The 22,144-nt window shown below is 56.9% G+C and carries 18 protein-coding genes and 1 tRNA gene; 1 reads left to right on the top strand and 18 read right to left on the bottom strand.

From position 1 onward, the window contains the following. Nucleotides 1-28: 28 nt before the first annotated feature. From A6M21_RS05770 to A6M21_RS05705, 14 genes are all read right to left on the bottom strand, one after another. Complete coding sequence (locus A6M21_RS05770; RefSeq protein WP_066666931.1) at nt 29-1,186, bottom strand: transglycosylase domain-containing protein; 1,158 nt, start codon at nt 1,184-1,186, stop codon at nt 29-31. A 307-nt stretch (nt 1,187-1,493) separates the two neighbouring features. Then, nucleotides 1,494-2,018: a 2-C-methyl-D-erythritol 2,4-cyclodiphosphate synthase gene (ispF, locus tag A6M21_RS05765; protein WP_066666930.1), complete on the bottom strand. Its 525-nt coding sequence runs from the start codon at nt 2,016-2,018 to the stop codon at nt 1,494-1,496. Nucleotides 2,019-2,166: 148 nt separating this feature from the next. Continuing rightward, nucleotides 2,167-2,895: a 2-C-methyl-D-erythritol 4-phosphate cytidylyltransferase gene (ispD, locus tag A6M21_RS05760; RefSeq protein WP_066666929.1), complete on the bottom strand. Its 729-nt coding sequence runs from the start codon at nt 2,893-2,895 to the stop codon at nt 2,167-2,169. Beyond that, nucleotides 2,888-4,024, bottom strand: a complete 1,137-nt coding sequence (locus A6M21_RS05755) for a PIN/TRAM domain-containing protein (protein WP_066666928.1) — start codon at nt 4,022-4,024, stop codon at nt 2,888-2,890. The genes ispD and A6M21_RS05755 overlap by 8 nt, the downstream gene beginning before the upstream one ends. A gap of 133 nt (nt 4,025-4,157) precedes the next feature. Next, nucleotides 4,158-4,634: a CarD family transcriptional regulator gene (locus tag A6M21_RS05750; protein WP_066666927.1), complete on the bottom strand. Its 477-nt coding sequence runs from the start codon at nt 4,632-4,634 to the stop codon at nt 4,158-4,160. 171 nt (nt 4,635-4,805) lie between these two features. Then, complete coding sequence (gene disA / locus A6M21_RS05745) at nt 4,806-5,870, bottom strand: DNA integrity scanning diadenylate cyclase DisA (RefSeq protein WP_078060437.1); 1,065 nt, start codon at nt 5,868-5,870, stop codon at nt 4,806-4,808. Nucleotides 5,871-5,882: 12 nt separating this feature from the next. After that, nucleotides 5,883-7,241 (bottom strand): DNA repair protein RadA, encoded by a 1,359-nt coding sequence (gene radA / locus A6M21_RS05740; protein ID WP_066666925.1) that lies wholly within the window; start codon nt 7,239-7,241, stop codon nt 5,883-5,885. 272 nt (nt 7,242-7,513) lie between these two features. Beyond that, nucleotides 7,514-7,879 carry a hypothetical protein gene (locus A6M21_RS18655; protein WP_066666924.1) on the bottom strand — a complete coding sequence of 122 codons (366 nt, stop codon included), beginning with the start codon at nt 7,877-7,879 and terminating at the stop codon, nt 7,514-7,516. A gap of 279 nt (nt 7,880-8,158) precedes the next feature. Continuing rightward, nucleotides 8,159-9,250, bottom strand: coding sequence for a ribosome small subunit-dependent GTPase A (gene rsgA / locus A6M21_RS05730; RefSeq protein ID WP_427854604.1), 1,092 nt, complete (start codon nt 9,248-9,250; stop codon nt 8,159-8,161). A 179-nt stretch (nt 9,251-9,429) separates the two neighbouring features. Then, on the bottom strand, nt 9,430-11,982 hold the full coding sequence (locus tag A6M21_RS05725) for an ATP-dependent Clp protease ATP-binding subunit (RefSeq protein WP_078060424.1): 2,553 nt from the start codon (nt 11,980-11,982) through the stop codon (nt 9,430-9,432). A 232-nt stretch (nt 11,983-12,214) separates the two neighbouring features. Beyond that, the gene (locus A6M21_RS05720) at nt 12,215-13,288 is read right to left on the bottom strand and encodes a protein arginine kinase (protein ID WP_066666922.1); all 1,074 of its coding nucleotides are present in this window, start codon (nt 13,286-13,288) and stop codon (nt 12,215-12,217) included. After that, nucleotides 13,263-13,820 carry a UvrB/UvrC motif-containing protein gene (locus A6M21_RS05715; protein ID WP_066667070.1) on the bottom strand — a complete coding sequence of 186 codons (558 nt, stop codon included), beginning with the start codon at nt 13,818-13,820 and terminating at the stop codon, nt 13,263-13,265. The genes A6M21_RS05720 and A6M21_RS05715 overlap by 26 nt, the downstream gene beginning before the upstream one ends. 70 nt (nt 13,821-13,890) lie before the next feature. After that, nucleotides 13,891-14,376, bottom strand: coding sequence for a CtsR family transcriptional regulator (locus A6M21_RS05710; protein ID WP_066666921.1), 486 nt, complete (start codon nt 14,374-14,376; stop codon nt 13,891-13,893). A gap of 255 nt (nt 14,377-14,631) precedes the next feature. Continuing rightward, nucleotides 14,632-16,191, bottom strand: a complete 1,560-nt coding sequence (locus tag A6M21_RS05705; protein WP_078060423.1) for a methyl-accepting chemotaxis protein — start codon at nt 16,189-16,191, stop codon at nt 14,632-14,634. Nucleotides 16,192-16,648: 457 nt separating this feature from the next. Between A6M21_RS05705 and A6M21_RS05700 the strand changes: the two genes are divergently transcribed. Then, complete coding sequence (locus A6M21_RS05700; RefSeq protein WP_161486013.1) at nt 16,649-16,978, top strand: CBS domain-containing protein; 330 nt, start codon at nt 16,649-16,651, stop codon at nt 16,976-16,978. A 168-nt stretch (nt 16,979-17,146) separates the two neighbouring features. On the opposite strand, the gene A6M21_RS05695 is transcribed toward A6M21_RS05700, so the two are convergent. From A6M21_RS05695 to A6M21_RS05680, 4 genes are all read right to left on the bottom strand, one after another. Then, nucleotides 17,147-17,509 (bottom strand): response regulator, encoded by a 363-nt coding sequence (locus A6M21_RS05695; RefSeq protein WP_066666919.1) that lies wholly within the window; start codon nt 17,507-17,509, stop codon nt 17,147-17,149. After that, nucleotides 17,490-20,768, bottom strand: coding sequence for a response regulator (locus tag A6M21_RS05690; protein WP_066666918.1), 3,279 nt, complete (start codon nt 20,766-20,768; stop codon nt 17,490-17,492). Before A6M21_RS05690 ends, A6M21_RS05695 begins: the two co-directional genes overlap by 20 nt. After that, the gene (locus tag A6M21_RS05685; protein WP_066666917.1) at nt 20,759-21,601 is read right to left on the bottom strand and encodes a CheR family methyltransferase; all 843 of its coding nucleotides are present in this window, start codon (nt 21,599-21,601) and stop codon (nt 20,759-20,761) included. The genes A6M21_RS05690 and A6M21_RS05685 overlap by 10 nt, the downstream gene beginning before the upstream one ends. 132 nt (nt 21,602-21,733) lie before the next feature. Further along, a tRNA-Asn gene (locus A6M21_RS05680) sits at nt 21,734-21,808 on the bottom strand. Nucleotides 21,809-22,144 lie beyond the last annotated feature (336 nt).

The raw sequence follows: 22,144 nt of genomic DNA, 5'->3' as shown, positions 1-22,144 counted from the left end.
ACGGCAACCCGCAATGCCGCCGCCGTTGTTAGCGGCGTAAATTTAGCGGCGCACGCCAGATCTTCCCCGCCCCGGACTGATCCAGATCCCCCGCCTGGACCATCGACTGGAGCACCTGTCCCTGGCGCTCCCGGGCGGCCTGATAATTCTTCAAGGGGTCAAAATAACTGGGCGCCTGGGGCAGTCCGGCCAGCAGCGTGCACTGGGCGAAGCTGAGCGCGGACACCGGCCGGCCGAAATATGTCCGGGCGGCGGCGTCAGCCCCGTAAGCCCCGTGACCGAAATAAACGCTGTTCAAGTACATATTTAAAATATCCTGTTTGGAAAAATCCCTGGTGATCATCAGCGCCAGCACCATTTCCTTCAACTTGCGGGAAATGGTTTTTTCCGGCGTGAGCAGCTGATTCCGGGCCAGTTCCTGGGTGATGGTGCTTCCCCCCTCCTGGAAGCTGCCGCTGAGCAAATCCACCAGTACGGAACGGGCGATGCCTTCAAAGCTAACCCCCAGGTTGGTGTAAAAACTGCGATCTTCAGTGGCTATAACGGCCTTTTGCAGTGGGACGGGGATTTGTGCCGGCGGTACCCAGGTCCCGCCGCGATCCTCCACCCGTGACTTCACCAGAACGGGCAGCGAGCGCACCACCGGCTGTTCCCGTTCGATAAAAACGAGCATCAATAATATACAAGCGACAACAACCAGCAGTAAAGTCCGCTTCAAGATTTTGAACATATTGCCTCTCCCCCAAAAACCTTCACCAGCTATTTTATCCCGTCCCCGCTGTTTATGCAAATCCTGCCAGTGATTTTCAAGTAAATTGGTTGCGACACCTGAAATTAGCCACCAGCCTTTCTCCAGGCATAAAAACGTATTCTCCACGTCCTCACCAGCCTTGAAGCTGAACGACCGCCATCCCTTCTCAACAAAAAATCCCTTGCCGTTCGACCCGCGGCAAGGGTTTATCATATCCGCCCCTGAAAACTTTTTAATTTTAGTATGTATATCATCCGGGGAAAGACCGACCTTTGCGAAACTCTGCCGGTAATAGGGAGAACGGTGATAGGCCAGGTTGACGGTTTCCTTGAGCAGTTTGAGCTGGTATTCCCCGAGTACGGCCCGGGGCATGGTTTCCAGTTCCCCGTCCCAGTAAGGACGATAGCTGGCGGCAACTTCCTTGTTTACGGCCACTCAAAACAAACCCCCTTGTTTTTCCATAACTACCTGATCATAATTTTATCATCAGTTAAAAAATAATCCGAAGATAGTCCGCCCAGTGGTAGAAAAACCAGGGGCAGCCGTCTCCGGAAAATTGATCAATTTATCAATACCAAAAATATGCAAATAGCAACCCTTAAAAGGCGAATTCCAACTGAAAAAGTTTAGGAAGTGCATTCGGGCATCAGTGTCCCTGCAACAGTGGGTTATAGGCCCTACAGGCAAGTCAACTGCTTTAACAAACTGGTTGAGCGGTTGGAATTACCGTTTAAAGCGCTGCCTAATTTTTGCCGAAAGGATGATGGTTTTGAAACTGCCGACTTTTGCCACGGTCAAAACCCTCCAAACTGGCCACGGCATGGGCGGCTATTCCCTCCCCGGCGCCGGTGAAACCAAGGCCTTCAGTGGTGGTGGCCTTGACGTTGACCCGGCCGGGATCCAGGCCCAGCACGCGGGTCATATTTGTTTCCATTTCAGGTATGTAAGGGGCCAGTTTGGGTGCCTGGGCCACCACCACCGCGTCGATGTTGTGCACCTTAAACCCCCGCTCCGCCAGGATGTGTGCCGTCTTCTCCAGCAGCAGCAGGCTTGAGATGCCGGCATAACGGGGATCCGAGTCAGGAAAGTGGCGGCCGATGTCCCCCGCCCCGGCGGCGCCCAAAAGGGCGTCCATCACGGCGTGCACCAGCACATCGGCGTCGGAGTGGCCGGCCAGGCCGCGGAAATAAGGCACGTTAACGCCCCCCAGGATCAGGGGCCTCCCTTCTACCAGGCGATGCACGTCATAACCAAACCCGGTACGCAAGACATCCCCTCCCGTTAACCTCATAATTTACGCCCGGACGACCATGATTTTTTGAACGCTACGGCCGGTATTCAGCCTGGACGAGCGGGCGCTATTAAGCCGGTGTAAAAACCATTAACTGTACTGTCAGCACTAACGGGGCGCCGGGTTAAAACCCGCCGCCCCGCTCCGCCTCCCGGCCGGCCGCGGCCTGTCCGTGAAATAGCGCTTCGGCCACGGCCAGATCCCCGGGCGTGGTAATCTTGATGTTCCGGTAGGAGCCTTGCACCAGCCGCACCGGGCGCCCCAGCGCCTCCACCAGGGCGGCGTCGTCGGTGGCCGAAAAACCTTTTTCCCGCGCCTCCCGGTGTGCCTGCATCAAAAGTGCATAGGCAAAGCCTTGGGGAGTCTGGGTCAACCAGAGAGCTTCCCGGGGCGGTGTACGGACCACGAAACCGCGCTGATCAGCCTCTTTAACCGTATCCTTGACCGGCACGGCCAGAGTGGCCGCCCCCCACTGCCGGGCCTCATTCACCACCGCCTTTACATCCGCTGCCGCGACCAGGGGCCGCGCACCGTCATGCACCAGCACCACCGCGGTATCCGGGGGCACGGCCATAAGACCGCGCCACACCGACTCCTGTCGCTGCCCGCCGCCCGCCACGACGGCCGCTAGTTTGCCAAAACGCCACTCGCCCGGCACCAGCCGGCTGTAATCATCCTCCCGGCCCGCCGGCACCACCAGCACATAACCGGCCACCACCGCGGCCTCTTCAAAAACGCGCAGGGTATGCCAGAGCACCGGCCGGCCGGCCAGGGGCAGCAGCTGCTTATCCACCCCCGCCCCCATACGGGTGCTTCGGCCGGCCGCCACCACCACGGCATAAACATCAGCCAATCACATTCACCCCGTTGTACCGGGCATTGCCGGACTGACGCTCCGCTGTTTTAGGTTTGGCAAATATCATGCGCCCGGCGGCGGTCTGCAACACGCTGGTCACCAGCACGCTGACGGTCTGGCCCATGTAGCGCTTGCCGCCGTCCACCACAATCATGGTGCCGTCGTCCAAATAAGCCACGCCTTGTCCCATTTCCTTGCCGTCTTTGACCACCTGGACCGTCATTTCCTCCCCGGGCAGCACCACTGGTTTGATGGCGTTGGCCAGCTCATTGATGTTCAGCACCTTGACGCCGTGCAGTTCGGCCACCTTGTTCAGGTTGAAATCATTGGTCAATATCTTCGCCCCCAGACGCTGGGCCAGTTTGACCAGCTTGGAGTCCACTTCGGCGATGTCTTCCAGGCCGCGGACATTGTCCAGCACTTGTATCTTGACCGGCGATTCCTTGCGCATTTTATTCAATATGTCCAGGCCGCGCCGTCCGCGGTTGCGCTTTAATACATCGGGAGAGTCGGCGATGTGCCGCAGCTCTTCCAGCACAAAGTTCGGCGCCACCAGCACCCCCTCGATAAAGCCGCTTTCACACAAATCGGCGATGCGTCCGTCGATGATCACACTGGTGTCCAGCAGTTTCAGGTTGGTGTGGCGGGCCTCACCCCGGGCCGCTTTATCCTTGCCGAAACGGGGCCAATTGCTGAACAGGCCCAACAGCTCCTCCCGTTTTTTCACCGCGATGCTCATGCCCAGGTAGCCCAGCAATACGGTGCCCAAAATCCAGATCAACCGGCCCAGCGGCCCCAGGAAGTATAGAATTGAGCCCAATAAATTGGCAATTATAAGTCCAATGATCAGCCCCACCGAACCCATTACCAGATCCTGGGTGGGGGTCTTTTGCAGGTACATCTCCAGCAGGGCGATCAACCGCAGCGCGCCGCTGATAATCCAGGGAGCCAGCAAGAGCCCCAGGACCAGGCCCACCAGCGTACCCAAACCAAGCAGGCCGAATTTTAATTCGGGCAGGCCGGCCGGAAAGGGAATCACACCCAACCCCAGCACGTAAAGCCCGGCGTAAAACCCCGCTGCGGCAAAAATAACGAGCAAAACAAAAAAAATAATCCGCTTGACCATTTTCTCACCTCCTTACCTGATATTATTTACAGTACCAATTATATTATAGGCGCTAAAGTACAACCAGTTCAACAAAAAAATGGCGAATCTTACCTGCTGAAACAAAAAACACGTCAGATAAAACTGACGTGTCCTATCCAACGGCGCTGTCGACCAGGGATTGGGCTTTATCTTCCTCCAACTCGGTGGCCAGGGCCAGTTCACTGATCAGTATCTGACGCGCGTTATCCAGCATTTTTCTTTCCCCGGAGGAAAGGCTCTTTTCCTTGTCCCGCTTGATCAAGTTCCGGACCACCTCGGCCACTTCGTAGATATCACCGCTCCTTATTTTTTCCAGATTGGCCCGGTAGCGCCGGTTCCAATTGGTGGACATACTGGAGCTCTTCTGCTTTAAAATGCCCATTACCTTTTGCACGCCCGCCCCGTCAATCACCTCCCGCAGGCCGATTTCCTGGCAGTTGTCGATGGGGATCATCACTTTCATGTCGCCTACGGGAAGACGCAGGATGTAGTATTGTTTCTTTTCTCCCAGCACTTCTTTTTCCTCAATGGCCTCGATTACGCCCGCCCCGTGCATGGGGTACACGACTCGATCACCAATTTTAAACAACGCCGGACCCCCTTAAAAAATCTTCCTGCATAAATTATAGCACATCGGCGCTGCCCTGTCAAATAACATATTATTTTAGCATAGTGTCATTAGGCTGTCAACATCATTTTTTCAGATAATTGGCGGTTTGAAAAGAGTACCGGAAAAACCGGCGCGGTTGAACCGCGCCCTTTAGCCGTGCCTTTCCTGAACCAGCTGCTCCCGGTAGCGGGCCAGGCCTTCTTTGATGGAGCGGGCACGCACCTCGCCAATGCCTTCCACCTCGTCCAGCTCGTGAATACTGGCTTCCAGAATCCTTTTCAACGAACCGAACTCTTTGACCAGGTTTTCAATCACCGGCAGCGGCAAGCGGGGGATTTTATCCAGCACTCGGTACCCCCGTGGTGAAACACCCTGGTCCAGTACACTGGCGCTGCCGGGATAGCCGAGCGCACGGGCGATCAGGGAGAGGTCCAGCAGGTCCTCGGCCGGCCAGCTGCTGATCATGTTCAGCACGGCCTGCGGCGGTTTGTCCGTTGTCGTGACGTAATCACGGATCACCAGCAGTCCCTCGTGATCCACATTGGCCACCAGTTCCTCCATCTGCATGGTGATCAAACGCCCCTCCACACCCAGTTCACTGATATACTTCTCGATTTCCTCTACCACGCGCAGCACCATTTCCACCCGCTGAATGGCCCTGGTGACATCAAAAAGAGTTACCACCTCTTCAAATTCCAGCATGGAAAGGCCGGTCACCACCCGGTCCAGGGCCAAACGGTATTTCTCCAGGGTCTGGATGGCCTGGTTGGCCTTGGCCAGAATTACTCCGGCATCGCGCAGGACATACTTGATCGTGCCTTTATAAAGGGTGATCACACTGCGCCGCTGGGAGATGGAGATCACCAGGGCGCCGGTCTGCCTGGCCACCCGTTCGGCCGTCCGGTGCCGGATGCCCGTTTCGCTGGATGGAATGCTCAGGTTGGGAATGAGCTGAGTATTGGCGGCCAGTATGCGCCGGGCATCGGCACTTAATATGATCGCCCCGTCCATTTTGGCCAGTTCATAAAGGTTGGCCGGAGAAAACTCGGCGTTGACAGCAAACCCGCCCTCAGCCAGATCGGTTATCTCCGGGCTGTCGCCGATGACAATCAGACCGCCGGTTTTGGCCCGCAAAATGTTTTCCAGCCCCTCCCGCAAAGGGGTACCGGGGGCGACTGTACGCAACACTTTTAGCAATTTATCTTCCTCTTTCAAAAAATTCACCCCTCACCGGCTTAAAGCCAGTTCGACAGCCTGCGCCAGGGTCTCCACCCCGGCAATCTTCAGTGAGCCGCTGCCGTTTATCTGAACCAGGTTGCCCCGGGGTAAAATGCATTGTTTAAAACCCATCCGCGACGCTTCCTGCACCCGCCTGTCCACCCCGGATACCGGCCGGATTTCGCCGGTCAAGCCGATTTCGCCGGCCACCACCGTACCTTCGGCCACCGGCCGGTCGCGAAAACTGGAAGCGAGAGCCAGGGCAACCCCCAGATCCGCCGCCGGTTCGTCCAGACGCACCCCGCCCACTGCGCTGACATAGGCGTCGTGGCTGCCCAGATGCAGGCCGACCCGCTTTTCCAGCACGGCCATAATCAGGGCCACCCGGTTGTAATCCACCCCGGCGGCCATGCGCCTGGGCATGCCGAAACCGGTGGGCGACACCAGCGCCTGGATTTCCACCAGCAGGGGGCGGGTGCCCTCCAGGGCGCTCACCACCGCCGCCCCGGCCACCGGTGCGGTGCGCTGGTGCATGGTGAACAGGGCGGACGGATTGGGCACTTCCACCAGCCCGCAATGCTGCATTTCAAAGACGCCAATCTCGTTGGTGGAACCAAAGCGGTTTTTTACCGCGCGCAGGATGCGGTATGACTGATGCCTCTCCCCTTCAAAGTAAAGCACGGTATCCACCATGTGCTCCAGCACCCGCGGACCGGCCAGCTGACCTTCCTTGGTTACATGGCCGACCAGAAAAACGGCCGCTCCGCCTTCCTTGGCCAGACGCATCAACCGGGCGCCGCACTCCCGCACCTGGCCCACACTGCCGGGTGCCGAACCCAGATCCGCCCGGTGGATGGTTTGAATCGAATCCACCACCACCAGCGCCGGCCGCAGGGATTCCACACAGGCGGCGATACGCTCGACATCCGTTTCGGCCAGCAGGTAAAGCAGCGGGTTGCCCGCCCCCAACCGGCCGGCGCGCATACGCACCTGGGAGACCGACTCCTCTCCGGAAACATAAAGCACTGGTTTTTGCCCGGCGCTCATTAGATGCGCCATCTGCAAAAGCAGGGTCGACTTGCCGATACCGGGATCGCCCCCCAGCAGCACCAGGGAAGCCGGTACCACACCACCCCCGAGCACCCGGTCCAGTTCGGCCAGGCCGGTGGGGAAACGCTCCTCCCGGACGCCGGGCACGGCGGTAACCGGTTGGACCGGCGTCCCGCCGGACGCCGGCGCGGACTTCGGCGCCGGGGACAGCTTTTCTTCCACCAGGGAATTCCACGCCCCGCAGTCCGGGCAGCGACCCAGCCAGCGGGGGGACACATGTCCGCATTCCTGGCAGTAAAAGCGTGTTTTTACGGCCATACACCCGCTTCCCATTTATTTTTTCATAGTATAACATTTTTTAGTGAAAAGTTACAAGGGCTTCCTTATCCCAGTAAAATCAAGGCTTCCAGGGTTTCCTTCGCTCTTTTGATCTTGTTCTGATCTTATTGTTCAGCCTCTTTATCTGGGTTCATCCTTTCTATCCTCTCTAAAAATCCAACCGCTCCATCGCCTTGACCGCTTCCTGTTGGCTGTCCGGCAGTACATGGCTATACATATCTGTTGTTGCTAAAGTTGAATGGCCCAGCCTTTCACTTAAAACCTTCGGGTGAATTTTCTGGCGAAGCAGGAACGTGGCACTCAGCCACCGTAATCTTTTCCGGCTCCGTAGCAAAGCCAGTTTTTGCCTCCCTTTGCAAGTCCGCCAGCTTAAATTCCGCGTCCTCATAGCTGCCCTTGAATGTGACAGATTTTTGCTTTTTCGACCCCGGCAAGTAATACCGGATTAACCAGGTGTTCTCTCCACGGCTTGTTATGCTTCCTTTCATGATTTTCCTTCCAGGGCCGGGCGGGGATAGGAAAGTATTCTCCCCGCCCGGCTGATTTTCCTTTCTTAAAAATGCGAAATCCCGGCTATCGAATGCCGGGATGAAAAGCCTATCAATCCTTTTGGGCATACCCCGGTATTTCCAGCAGCTTCCCGGCGGGCACCCGCACCTGCCGGCCCAACCGGACGGAGATATAGTTTGTTCGTCTTGCAGATTAACTCGCAATAGACCCTATGCCGGCCCTATTTCCAACGTAAAAAGGCCGCCTGTCTTCGACATAATAAAGACCAGCCACCCATCAGGGCAACGGGCCTTTCCGCCTGCCAGGTTATTGCCGAAAAATTGCCGATAAATTGCCGGTATTTTTCCGAAAGTCCGTAAGGACGGCTCTTCCGGGATGGATCGTTATCATCGTTTTTTATTTCCCTTTATTTGCCTGAATGCCTGCTTCATTTCTGCCTTGCTTCCAAACATACGGTTGATTTTTTCATTCTCCCGTTGGCGAGCGTTCAGACCGTCATAGGACATCTCGCGTTGCAGCTTTTGATAGCTCTCAAAACGTTTTTCTGACAGTATTCCGTTTTTAATCGCCTGTCTTACAGCGCAACCGGGTTCATTGCTATGGGCGCAGTTCTTATATTTGCATCCCAAGGCGAGTTCATCTATATCCTCGAAGGTTTTCGAAAGGTCACCTGTGAAAATCTTAAGCTCGCGCATACCAGGAGTGTCAATTGCGATGCCCCCATTTGGAAGCAGAAGCAATTGACGATGGGTCGTAGCATGTCTGCCCTTGTCATCATCCCGGCGGATTTGCTTTGTCGCAAGAATATCCTGACCCATCAAACGATTAATAAGCGTTGACTTGCCAACACCTGACGAACCGATAAAAGCAATGGTTTTTCCAGGCTTGGTATAAGTCAGGATCACATCCAGACCATCAGAGTTTTCGGCGGAGCAGACCACTACATCAACGCCCATAGCCACAGATGTTACTTCGTTCAATTTTAGCCTTACATCCTCACACAAATCAGATTTTGTCAAAACAATTACTGGGGTTGCCATGCTCTCCCAAGCAATCGTCAGATATCTTTCCAATCGTCTGAGATTGAAATCGGCATTGAGCGACATACAAATAAAGATGGTATCAATATTTGCAGCAACAATCTGTTCCTCATTCGCCGTGCCTGCAGCTTTGCGAGTAAACCTACTTTTGCGGCCTAGTATGTGATGTATGACGGCATGCCCACTGTTTTCGTCCACTCTGTCGATCATCACCCAATCGCCAACAGCAGGAAAGCCGGCTTTGCCATCTGCATGATAGGCAAGTTTTCCTGAAACAACAGCGTTCAGCTCGCCGTATTCTGTGATTACTTTATATTGTTCACGGTGCTGCTCAGTAACGCGTGCTATAAACAAGTTCGTATATATTAACGATTCGTTTACGAAATAGTCGTCGAGTCCGTATTTATATAAATTTAAAGTCATTATTTCATCCTCCATTATGGTATCCCATGATTACCCAGCGAGAGAAAATAGTATGTAATGCCTTAAAATTTCGGTAAAATGCATGTTTTTTCCTGCTTTGGCAAAATGAAAAGTTTCATAAAGCCCAAGTACAAATCCCCTTAAGCCATCCAGCCCAGGGGATTTGTGACAAACTTCTACATAACATGAGCCCTTTAATGGGTATAACCAGTTTCCTCCGGCCGTTCGTCCGGACCGCCGGACGGGGGCGGGGAAACACCGGGGGTTTGCTGCATCTGATCAAGCCGCCCCGTCAAAGGCGCCGCGGCCGCCCCGTCGCCGGCCCGGTGCACGGTAATCCGGCCTTCGGCGGCGTCGATGACCACCCGGTCGCCCGGCTTGAAAGTGCCCTTGAGCATTTCCTCCGACAGGCGGTCCTCAATCTGGCGCTGAATGGCCCGGCGCAGGGGACGGGCGCCGTACTGCTCGTCGAAGCCTTCTTTGGCCAGCAGGTCCCGGGCCGCTTCAGTGACATCAATGATGACGTCGTTTTCCTGCATCCGGGCGGCCACGTCCTGCAGCATAAGACCGACAATCTCCCGGATATGCTCAGCCGTCAGGGAATGGAAGACGATAATTTCGTCCAGCCGGTTGAGGAACTCGGGGCGGAAGGTGCGCTTGAGCTCATCCGTCACCCGGTCCTTCATCTTTTCATAGCCGGCCTCCTGATCGCCGGCCGGCCGGAAGCCCAGGGTGCCTTCCCGGCGCAGCAGGTGCACGCCCACGTTGGAAGTCATGATGATCACCGTGTTGCGGAAGTCCACCGTGCGCCCCTTGCTGTCGGTCAAGCGGCCGTCCTCCAGCACCTGGAGTAAAATATTGAACACATCGGGGTGGGCTTTTTCGATTTCGTCCAGCAGCACCACCGTGTAGGGCTTGCGCCGCACCGCCTCGGTCAGCTGGCCGCCCTCCTCGTAGCCCACATAACCGGGCGGGGAACCAACCAGCCGGGAAACGGCAAAACGCTCCATATACTCGCTCATATCCAGCCGCACCAGGGCGTCTTCGTCGCCGAACAGCGCTTCGGCCAATGCCCGCGCCAGCTCGGTCTTGCCCACCCCGGTGGGACCGAGGAAGATAAAGGAACCTATCGGCCGCCTGGGGTCTTTCAACCCGGCCCGCGCCCGGCGCACCGCCCGGGCCACTGCCCGCACCGCCTCGTCCTGGCCGACCACCCGCCGGTGCAGGATTTCCTCCAGGCGCAGCAGGCGCTCCGACTCTTCCTCGGCCAGCCTTTTCACCGGGATACCCGTCCAGCTGCTCACAATCTGGGCGATATCCTCCCCGCCCACCACCAGTTCCTGGTTGCCCCGGGCCGACTGCCAGGCCTGACGGCGTGATTCCAGTTCCTTTTTCAATTGCTGCTCCTGATCACGCAGCTGGGCCGCCTTTTCAAATTCCTGGCCGTTTACGGCCGCCTCTTTTTCCTTCTGCAAGGCTTCAATCCGCTTCTCCAGATCCTTTAAATTGGGCGGTGCGGTGAATGCCTGCAGACGCACGCGGGAACCGGCTTCATCCATCAGGTCGATGGCCTTGTCGGGTAAAAAGCGGTCGGCGATGTAGCGCGCCGACAGCCGGGCCGCCGCTTCCAATGCCTCGTCGGTGATGCGCACCCGGTGATGCGCCTCGTATTTGTCCCGCAGGCCGCGCAGGATGGCGATAGTCTCCTCCACCGACGGCTCTTCGACGGTAATCGGCTGGAAGCGCCGCTCCAGCGCCGGGTCACGCTCAATGTGCTTGCGGTACTCGTCCAGGGTGGTGGCGCCGATGCACTGCAGTTCACCCCGCGCCAGCGCCGGCTTCAAGATATTGGCCGCGTCAATGGCCCCCTCGGCCGCGCCGGCGCCGATCAGGGTATGCAGTTCGTCGATAAAGACGATGATATTGCCGGCTTTGATGATTTCCCCGATTACCTTCTTAATCCGTTCCTCAAACTCGCCCCGGTACTTGGTGCCGGCCACCATGGAAGGCAGGTCCAGAGTGACCACCCTTTTTTTAAGCAGTATTTCCGGCACATTGCCGGTGACAATGCGCTGGGCCAGACCCTCGGCGATGGCTGTCTTGCCCACCCCGGGCTCGCCGATCAGCACCGGATTGTTCTTGGTGCGCCGGCTCAAGATCTGAATCACCCGCTCAATTTCCTTCTCCCGGCCCACCACCGGGTCCAGCTTATCCTCCCGGGCCAGTGCGGTCAGATCCCGGCCGAACTGATCCAAAGTAGCGGTATTGTTGGCGGGACGGGCGGTCCCGGGCTGTCCCTGCCCCTGCGGTGCCGCGCCGCCCAGCATCTGCATGATCACACCCCGCACCCGGTTCTGATCGGCGCCGGAAGCGGCCAGCACCTGGGCGGCCACCCCTTCGCCCTCCCGGATCAGACCGAGCAGCAGGTGCTCGGTGCCCACATAGCTGTGGCCCATCCGCCGTGCCTCGTCCATTGCCAGTTCAAGCACCCGCTTGGCCCGGGGGGTGAGGGCGATCTCCGCCGGCAGCGGACCGCCGGTCTTTTCCACCATCTGCTCAACCATGGCGCGCACTTTATCCGCTTCGACACCAAGCGCGGCCAGGCTTTTGGCGGCCACACCCTCTCCTTCCCCGATCAAGCCCAGCAACAGATGCTCGGTGCCCACATACGGGTAATTCAAACGCCTGGCCTCTTCCTGGGCCAGGAACAGTACTTTCTGCGCCCTTTGTGTAAAACGGGCAAACATAGAAAACACCCCTTCAATTTTTTCTTGGGAACTTTAAACCTGTAGCCCGCAGTGCAACCGGGCGGTTTTCCTCCACACAGACCTTCCGGGTGTTACCGTGCCGCCGGATGCGCCGCTACTGGACATACCGGACAACCGCCGGGACACGGACGGTTACGCCGGCTTCCCTCCGTGCCCCTTCCCTGCACAAATTGCTCCGGGAACACCGCCGTTATTCATCCCCGCCGGGGAACTAACATTGCTGCGCCGCCGCTATTTTCCGGCGAATCAGCTTGGCCCGGTAAACGTCCCGCTCCACCGGGCTCAATTCCCGTCCGGCGGCGTGCACCAGAAAAGCCGGCCTGGTGAGCACAATCAATTCGGTAATCAAACTGGCCGGAATGTTTTTAATCATCTCCAGATTGATGCCCAGCCGCAGGTCGGACAACAGGCGCATCGCTTCCTCGGAAGACATGATGCAGGCGTGTTTGAGCACCCCGTAGGCGCGGCCCACCCGGTCCGCCAGTTGTTCCTTCCGCTCCCGGCTCAATGCCTCCCGGGCCGCCCTTTCCTGGCCCAGCAACTGCCGGGTGACGGAAATCAGTCCGGCGACGATGTCCTCTTCAGCCTGCCCCAGGGTGATCTGGTTGGAAATCTGGAACAGGTTGCCCGCGGCCTCGGTACCCTCACCGTAAAGGCCGCGTACCGTCAGCCCCAGCTTGGAGATGGCGGCGAGCACACCGCGGATCTGATTGACCAGTACCAGGCCGGGCAGATGCAGCATTACCGAGGCGCGCATGCCCGTGCCCACATTGGTCGGACAGGCCGTGAGGTAGCCCAGCTTCTCGTCAAAGGCGTAATCAAGCGTGGCCTCCAGTCCGTCGTCCAAAGCGTTTACCAGCTGCCAGGCCTCGTTCAGCTGCAGTCCGGGCAGCAGGCATTGCAGGCGCAGGTGATCTTCCTCGTTAATCATCACGCTCAGTACTTCATCTTCCCGCAGGACCACCGCCTTGCGCTCAAAATCCTCCAGCAGGTCCGGACTGATCAGATGTTTTTCCACCAGTATCTGCCTGTCCACCGGAGTCAATTCATTCATCCGGATGACGGTCAGTTCGCCCGCCTTTTCCCGCACAGCCGCGCTATCAGCCGCCGCACGCACGGCATCAATCACCTGACCGGCCTGCTGCGGCGACAGCAGGTGGGGAAACGGCAACTGGGCCAGATTGCGGGCCACCCGCACCCGGCTGCTGATCACAATATCAGCTTCGGGACCGCTGCCGTCCATCCAGTGGCTGTGCGCGTTATTCAGAGTTTCTTTCAGAGGCATGGGCCTGGTCCTCCTGTTGCAATTCTTTTTCCAGTTCCCGGATGGAGTCCCGCAGTTGGGCCGCCCGTTCAAACTCTTCCCGGTTAATCGCTTCTTTCATTTCCAGCTTCAGTCTTTCAATACGGTTGACCACCTTGACCCGGCCGCCGGTGCGCTCGGGCACCTTGCCGGCGTGGCAGGTGGTGCCGTGGATGCGCCGGAAAACCGGTTCCAGCCGCTCACCAAAATATTTATAGCATTCCCCGCAGCCCAGCAGGCCCTGGCGGGCGAACTGCGCCTCGGTCAAACCGCAGGCCTCGCAACGGGCGCCGGCGGCGGGCGGTTCCGCCGGCCCGGACGCCGGTGGGTTGAATTCGTTATGCAATAAGCCGGCCAGGAAATTATGGAGATCAATCTGGGGCAAAAAACCGAAACTCTCGGCCTGAATTTCCCGGGCACACTGTTCGCAAAGGCGCATGGTGCGTTTTTGCCCGTTGGTGATTTCAGTTAAAAAGATCACTGCCGGGCGCTGGTGGCAACGTTCGCATTCCATCAATTTTCACCGACCTTTTCAAGCGTCTGAATAAATTATTCCACCGGATGGGACATTCCAGCCGGGTGGTTCATAAAACACCGTTTGATTTCCCGTTTATCCGCAACAAACTGATCAGCATGCTTTTCAGAATGAGCGCACGCAGCTGATCCCTGGCCGGCAGCCCCACGCGCAGCGCCTCCCGGCTGACCGCCGCGAGCATCAACCGGGCCTCCCGGTTGGTAATCAACTCCTCGTCCAACAAACGGCGGATTAAATCTTCCGCCCTTTGCTGCGAGACCGCCCCGCCCGCCAGGTCGCAGAGTTGGGCAACCAGATCCAGCCGGCGGTCCAGATTCAAACGCATAATGCGCACATATCCACCGCCGCCGCGCCGGCTCTCGATCAGAAATCCCCGTTCCAGGGTGAAACGGGTGGCCAATACGTAATTGATCTGGGAAGGCACACAGTTGAACCGGCCGGCCAGTTCGTTGCGCTGAATCTCAATAAACCCTTCCGCGCTGGCGGCCAGCAAAGCCTTCAAATGCTGTTCGATCAGGTCCGAAATATTATGCATGGTCCGTGGCCCTCACCTCTTTGCCTGACCTTGACTGACCTTAACTATATTTTTTACATATTTTGCTGTAATTATGCAAATCCGGTATAAGCCCAAAATGGGAAGGATTTTATATTACACCGGGTAATACTCGATAACGCGTCTTATTACTCACCATTTCTACAAAAGGCTGATAATACGCCTCCGGAACAAGCCCGGAAGCTTGTCCGCGAAAAATAAAATCAGGGGACGCCGCCCGGAAAGGACCGCCCCCATTCAAGCCGGCTGCGTTTTAAACCGGGCCGCCAGTTTCTCCAACTCCCGGCTCATGCTGAACATTTCCTGGGCTGAAGCGCTGATCTGCTGCACAAAACTGTTCACCTGCTCCGTGGACTGCGCCAGTTCCTGCGCCCCCCGGGATGATTGCTCGGCCCCCCGGGCAATTTGCTCCACAACTTCACCGTTGCTGCGGATCTCCTGCATGATGCGCGACAGGGACCGGCCCGCCACGTCGGCCACCTCGACCCCGTCGTGCACTTCCCGGGCACCCTCATCCATGACGGACACCGCGTTCCCGGTCTCCGTCTGAATCTCTCCAATCAGCACGGCAATTTCACCGCTCGCGCGGGCCGATTGTTCCGCCAATTTGCGCACCTCCTCGGCCACCACGGCAAAACCGCGGCCCTGCTCCCCGGCCCGGGCGGCCTCGATGGCCGCATTCAGGGCCAGCAAATTGGTTTGCCCGGCAATGCCTCCGATCACATCCACAATATGGCCGATTTTTTCCGAACGCTCACCCAGCCGTTTTACAGAAGCAGCGCTGTTGTCCACTTTCGAACGGATGTTGTGCATTTTGGCCACCACCTGCTGCACGGCATCGTTGCCCGCCGCGGCCGCGCTTTCCACCTGCCGGGCCATTTCCACCGCATTGCCGGCGCTGGCGGCTTCCTCCTCGGCCACCGCCGCCACCTGGGCCGTGGCAGTGGCGATGGACTCCACACTGGCCGTAACCTCCTGGCTGGCAGCGGACAGCTCCCGGCTATGCCCGGCCAAAAGAACGCTCTTGTCCCGGATTTCCGTCGCCATGGCATGCAGGCTTTCCACCATCCGGTTAAATGCCCAGGCCAGTTGACCCAGTTCATCGCGCCCACATTCCTGCACATTGCCGCTTAGATCCCCTTCCGCAATACGCGCCGCCTCCCCGGCCAGACGGCGGCACCGCCCGGCCAGCCGGCCGGCGAAGAGCAGGCTGAACAATAGACCGGTAATCAGAATTAATCCGGTTAAGGAAAGCAGGACAACCTGCGCCGTACGCACCTCCTGCCCGCCGCCCTGGTTGATTTGGGACATCTCGGCCTCCCTTTTCACGGCGTAATCATTCGTCATTTTATATATGCCGTCAAAAGCCGGGGCCATCCGTCCGGCCGCATTTGCCGCCGTCCCCTGCGCCGCGGCCACGGCCGGGAAAAACTGTTGCAGGACAATATTGTTGTAGCGGTCTTCCAATTCCATCAGCCGGGCGGCGTAATCCCGGTTCTCCTTGCGCCGGGCCTGCTGGTACAACTCCTGTTCCAACTGCTTGTTCCGCCGGGCATATTCTTTGAAATCCTGTACGTAACCGGCCTGCCGGTAAAGATAATACCCGCGCGCGCAGGCCTCTTTCATAACCAGGTTGTAGCGCATTTCTTCGGCCGCCCGGACCCTCTGCACCTGAATGGCCATTTCCGCGGCGTAATCGTTGAGCTGGTAAATTTTGAAGAGGGCGACCGCAGCCAGTAAAACGGAAAGCAACAATACCGCCGCGAATCCCAACAACATCTTGACGCGGATATTCAACACCTTCACCCCGTTTCAAAATACCGTTTCCGTCATTGCACCGGTTATGTAATTGCCGCTCAAACTCCGTAATGCCCGCCGGCAGGTTATTGCCGCGCCTGATTCGGGAAATAAATCACCCCCTAATGAGTCCTATTTCACATGATACTCTATCAATTATTTGGAGAAAAATCAATATCCAATTACCGCCTGGACTCTTCAATTTTTTCTTTGTGAAAAAAATTCCGGTCTTGACAAAAGTAAAATCATCCCTTAAAATGTGAATGAGATAACAATCCCAAGGACATCGCCCCTGCGGGGGTTGACCCGGCAAGCATGGCAGCAGCGCCCGGAACGGCAATTTAACCGGCCCCTGTACCGCTCCCCGCCAACGGGGACAATTAAAATGTGAAAGGAGTGATTACCGGCCGCGGGGCCGCCGGTTCCCGCCCGGAACCGGCTAATGGCCGGAAACGAAATGATGACAGTGGGAGAAATGATGGAGCCGTATGACGGCAATGCAAGTGATTTTGTTCACCAGCAGGATGTACACCATGCCCTGATCACGGAACGCGTTTTTTACCCCGGTATGTATGCCTGCACCAGGGAAGTGACCAGATATGTAATGCTCGGCGTGAATGCCGGCGATACTGTCGACAAAGCACTGCAAATCATGCTTCAGGAGAGGGTCGACTCCCTGCCGGTACTTGATGAAGGCAAGATAGTCGGCATCGTCAGGGCCGGGGACCTGTTCGTATCCTGCTTCCAGAACACTGAAGGCAATCAGGCGATCAAATGTTTTGCATAAACCTCTCCCTTCCCAAACTTTATTGCCAAAGCCCGTTTCTTCAATGAAGAATTCATGCAGAAACGGGCACTTTTTTGTTTGTGCCCGGCTCGTCTGCCGGTCCACCGGCCGGGGTCCGGGCGGTTTGCCCGGCACCCTGCTTTTCGGTTTGCCCGGCACCCTGCTTTTTTAGAAAGTCAGCAGGCTGCGCACCTTTTTGATAAAGTGATGGATTTCAATGGGCTTTGTCACATAGCCGTCACAGCCGGCATCCAGCGCCTTTTCCGCATCACCTTTCATCGCATAGGCCGTCACAGCCAAAACCGGAATGCCGGCGGTGGCGGGATCCGCTTTTAAAATGCGGGTGGCCTCCAGGCCATCCATACCCGGCAACTGGATATCCATTAAAATCAGATCGGGTTTTTCCCGGCGGGCGATCTCCAGGCCGGTGGAAGCATCCTGCGCCTCCAGGGTGGTATATCCGCCGGCCTGCAGCAGATCACGCACCAGCTTGGTATTTATCGGGTTGTCCTCAATGATCAGGATGGTCACAGGCGTTCGTCCCCTTTCTCATGGTCATTTTTCTGACCTGTTCCAGGCGTTTTAAAAACTGCCCTTTGGACAACTCACCCTTGCGGGCGATAGTGATCACCCGGCGGTTCAGCCTGTCCTTTTCGGCCGCCGTCAGATCTTTGGCCGTCAGGATAAAAACACGGGTTTTTGCCGCTTCCGGATGCGTGGAAAGCTCCTCCAAAACGTCAAAGCCGGTCATTTCGGGCATTACCAGATCCAGGATCATCACATCCGGCGCCTGCCGCAAAACCAAATCAACCGCCTGCCGCCCGCCGCCGGCCCGAAATACCCTGTAACCGGACGATTCCAGCACTGCGGCCAGATACTCCACGATTTTCGGATCGTCATCAACCACCAGCACGCTGGGATTTCCTTCCGGCAAGCCCTTGAGGGAACGCAGCCTGGCCAGCAGCAGATCCTTATCCACCGGTTTGACAAAGTAATCCAGCGCGCCCAGGCTTATGCCGCGCCCGGCTTCGTTCAAGGCGGAAACAATGACCACCGGTATATCCCTGGTCCCGGGCGCACTTTTCAGTTCCGCCAGAACCTCCCAGCCATCCCGGTCCGGCAGGATGATATCCAGAATGATCACCCAGGGGTGCAGACGATCCGCTTTTTCGAGAGCCTCCTCCCCCGTGCCCGCCGTTTCCACCCGGTAGCCTTCCTCGCCGAGATAGGCTTCCAGCAGCCTGCAGGCCGACGGGTCGTCCTCCACCAGCAGCACCGGTTCTTCCGCTTCAACAGCCGCCGCCGCCTGGTCGGCAGCACCGGTCCGGCCAGCGGGCGCGGCATGCTCCGCCGCCAGCCTCAAGGTGAAACTGAAAGTGGCGCCGCAGCCGGGCCGGCTGTCCACCCAGATCCGTCCGCCGTGCATTTCTACCAGTTTTTTGGAAATAGCCAGTCCCAAACCGGTTCCTTTGACCGGAGTATTGGGCCGGTACTCACCCTGCTTGAATTCATCAAAAATCACCTGGTGCATTTCAGGCGCAATGCCGATTCCCTGATCGGTCACACTCAGCGTCAATTCCTTTCCATCCCCGGCCGCGGTGGCGTTAATCCGGCCCTGGGGAGGGGAAAATTTAACGGCATTGGACAACAGGTTGACAAAAATTTGTTTCAACTTTTCACTGTCTGCCATTACCTTGTATTGACCGGAAGAAAACTGGAGATCAATCTGCAGCTTTTTCCGCACCGCCTCCGGCCAGGTCAAAATAAGCGCTTCATGCATAACTTCCATCGGATCCACCGGCCGCAAAGCCAGTTCCACCCGCCCGGCCTCAATTTTGGACAGATCCAGGATATCATTAATCAATGAAAGCAAGTGGCGTCCGCTGGATAAAATGTCTTTCAGGTATTCCTTTTGTTTGGCGTTTAGTTCGCCAAACAAACCTTCCAGTAAAATTTCCGAAAAGCCAATTACAGCATTCAGCGGTGTACGCAACTCATGCGACATGCGGGCCAGAAAAGCGGATTTCATCCGGGTGGCCTGCTCCAGCTGCTGATTTTTTTCAGCCAACTCCCGGCCCTGCGTCTGCAGTTCCTCGGCCTGCGCCTGCAGTTCCTCGGCCTGCGCCTGCAACTCCTCGTTCTGTGCAGACAACTCTTCGGACATGTTTTGCACCCGCTCGAACATCAGGGCATTGTTTACGGCCACTGCCAGCAGGGTGGCCATCGATTGCAGCTGTTCCAGACAATCCGCCGCCGGCTGCTGCACACCGCCCAGCACGAGCAAACCAAGCACCCGCTCCCCGAAAACAAGGGGCAAATGATAAATATACGACGGCAATAATTCGCCGCTGATTGTCCGCACCGTATATTTCGTATCAGCTGGCACATCATCCAGCACCACCGGCCGGCGGGAGGAGAGCGCCTGGCCGCCCGGTCCCTCGCCGGCCGGCAATTCATCCGCCAGCAACAGCCGGCTGGAAGGGGAATAGACAGCCATAAGCTTTAAAGTTTTTGTTTCCTCCTTTTGGAGGTAAACCGCCCCCACAGCAAAGCCGTGGCTGCGGGCAATGGATTCCAGAGCAGTATACAGCAGCGGCCCGGTCTGAATGGTGGAAACAAGCACCTCCAGCAGCTGTTGCAGCCGCTCCTGCGCACCGAACTGCGCCTGCAGGCCGGCGGCCATATCATTAAAAGTCCGGCCCAATACACCGATTTCATCCTTATGCAGAGCCACATCAATCCGCCGGCTGAAATCACCCCGGCTCAGGGCGGCGGCGGCCCCGGTAAGAGTCTGCAAGGGCGCCACGGCCCGGCCGATAATAAAGGTGACCAGCAGCACCAGCAGGAGCAATCCGGTCAAACCGGGCAGGGTAATCAGCATGGTGGAGCGCCATACCGGCAACATTATCTCATTCATGTCCTGTTTGACCACCAGGCCCCAACCGGCAAAGGGGATGCTGCGGTAGGCGGCCATCACCGGACGGTTGTCATAGTCGGTGGTTTCCTTGACCCCTTCCTCTCCTTTTGCAGCCAATATCGCCGGTTCGGAGGAGGAACGGAAAGACAGACTGGAGCCGGGCTTGTTGCGCAGTTCATTAATTACTGTGCGGTCGCGCTTCAAAAGCACCACCTCGCCGGTTTTCCCCAAACGGGCCTGCCCGCGGGCGATGGAATCCAGAAACTCACTGGTTTTCACCCGGAAAACCAGCACGGCCAGGCGTTTTCCGTCCGGATCACTGACGGCGGCCGAATAGGCCACACAGGGCACTTTGGTCGAATAAGCGAAATAAGCATCCTGAAAATATACACCGCCGTGCTCCAGGGGCTGTTTAAGCAGGTTGTCCACCGGCCTGGTCAGGCCCACACGGGCCTGGTTGGTGGAAAACAAGATCCGTCCGGCCGGATCCAGACAGTAAATTTCGTCGTAAACAGGTATTTCCTGCAGCATCACCTGCAAAAACCTGGTTACCGTATCCCGCGCCGGTGCCGCTTCCGGCCCGTTCTTCAATATTTCCACTGTGCTCTGCCGGATCAAAGGATTGTCCGCGGTCAATGCCGCCTCGTTTTGCCGCCGGGCAAGCCACTGCTGAATGTCATTTTCATAAGAATCAGCCACCAGGGAAAGGGTTTGGGCGGCGACGGCCTTACCGTTTTCCATCTGATAAATAAAATTGATCACCAAGATGATCACAATCATGCCGGTCAAAACAGGTAAAACCCCCGTCAGCAGGCGGTTGCGCAAACCATGCGCCGGCAGGGGATACTCATTGGCAACCTCTTTCAAAGGCATAGACTCTCCCTCTTGAAATATATTTTTGTTCCCCGGTATGCTTCCGGCATGGCGGTGGAAAGTTCACGCGGCAGCGATTCCGCCTTCCCCAACACCAGACAGCCGCCCGTATTCAGCATGCCGGCCAGCCGTTTCAAAACCCGGGATTGCCGGTCACGGTTGTAATAAATAAGCACATTGCGGCAGAAAATAATATCATATGATGCGAAAAGACCTTCCGAAGGACCGCCACTGTTCATCCCGGTCAGATTGTGCCGCCCGAAAGTAACCATCCGCCTGATCTCGGGGACGACCCGGTAATAATCACCTTCCTTGACAAAATAACGTTTTAAAAAGCCCTCTTCCGTACCGGCCAGTTCCCCGGCCGGATAGCGACCTTCCCGGGCCGCCTGCAGTGACCGGGCGTCGACATCTGTACCCACTATATGCAGCGTTAAAAATGGCGCTTCTTTTGCGGCCAGATCATGCAACAGCATCGCCGCCGTATAGGCCTCCTGCCCCCGGGCGCAGCCGGCCGACCAGACGCTGACGAATGATTTCCCCTGCTTTGTTCTGGCCGACAGCAGATCAGGGAAAGTTTTATTTTTCAGGATTTCATAGACCGGGGGATCACGGAAGAAACCACTTACCTTGATGGTCAACGCATCAATAAAATCCTCGCATTCGCCGGGGTGCTCCTGCAGATAATCAATGTACTGCCCGCAGCTGACACATCCGGTGGCGGCCATCCGCACGGTCAAACGCCGCTCCAGCGTTTCCTTCCGGTAACCGCGCAGGTCCACACCACAATTAACATAGAGATACTCCAATATCCGGGAGGACTGATCGCTCAATGTGAATGCCCCCAAGCAACATGTGAAAAGCTGCACTTTCTATTTTCGATAATTATTCGATTTTACCTGCATAAAGTATAAAAAATGAACAAAAAAACCACACCCGCAAAAAATAACAGGCGTGGCTTTTCCTGGCTCCCCGAGCAGGATTCGAACCTGCAACCTACCGGTTAACAGCCGGTTGCTCTACCGTTGAGCTATCGAGGAACGGTATTTTGTCACCGTCAAGTATTTTACTATAATCACCCGGTTTCGTCAAGGCCCTTCTGCACAATTCCGGCGCCGGTGCACCGCCAAACCGCCTGGACCAGCCCGTTAAAGGGACCGGCCGGTAAGAGTTACCTTCAAGCCGCCTTGCCTTTGACGCCTTATATAACGTTATATTATGCGTCCATGACACATTTTACCCGCTTCAGGCAATTTCCCGCCGCCACCGGTTTTTTACTCCCCAAAGGACCGCCCCTTCCCGTTTTTTCCGGCTCCAACGGGCCGGGCGAACATAAAAAGCCTCCGGAGTACTCCTGAGGCTTTGAAAAAATATTG

The organism is Desulfotomaculum copahuensis (assembly GCF_001655685.1).
Classification (GTDB): Bacteria; Bacillota; Desulfotomaculia; order Desulfotomaculales; family Desulfovirgulaceae; genus Desulfotomaculum_G; species Desulfotomaculum_G copahuensis.
The sequence above is the reverse complement of the archived record's forward strand: the minus strand, read 5'-3'. Positions and strand labels throughout refer to the sequence as shown.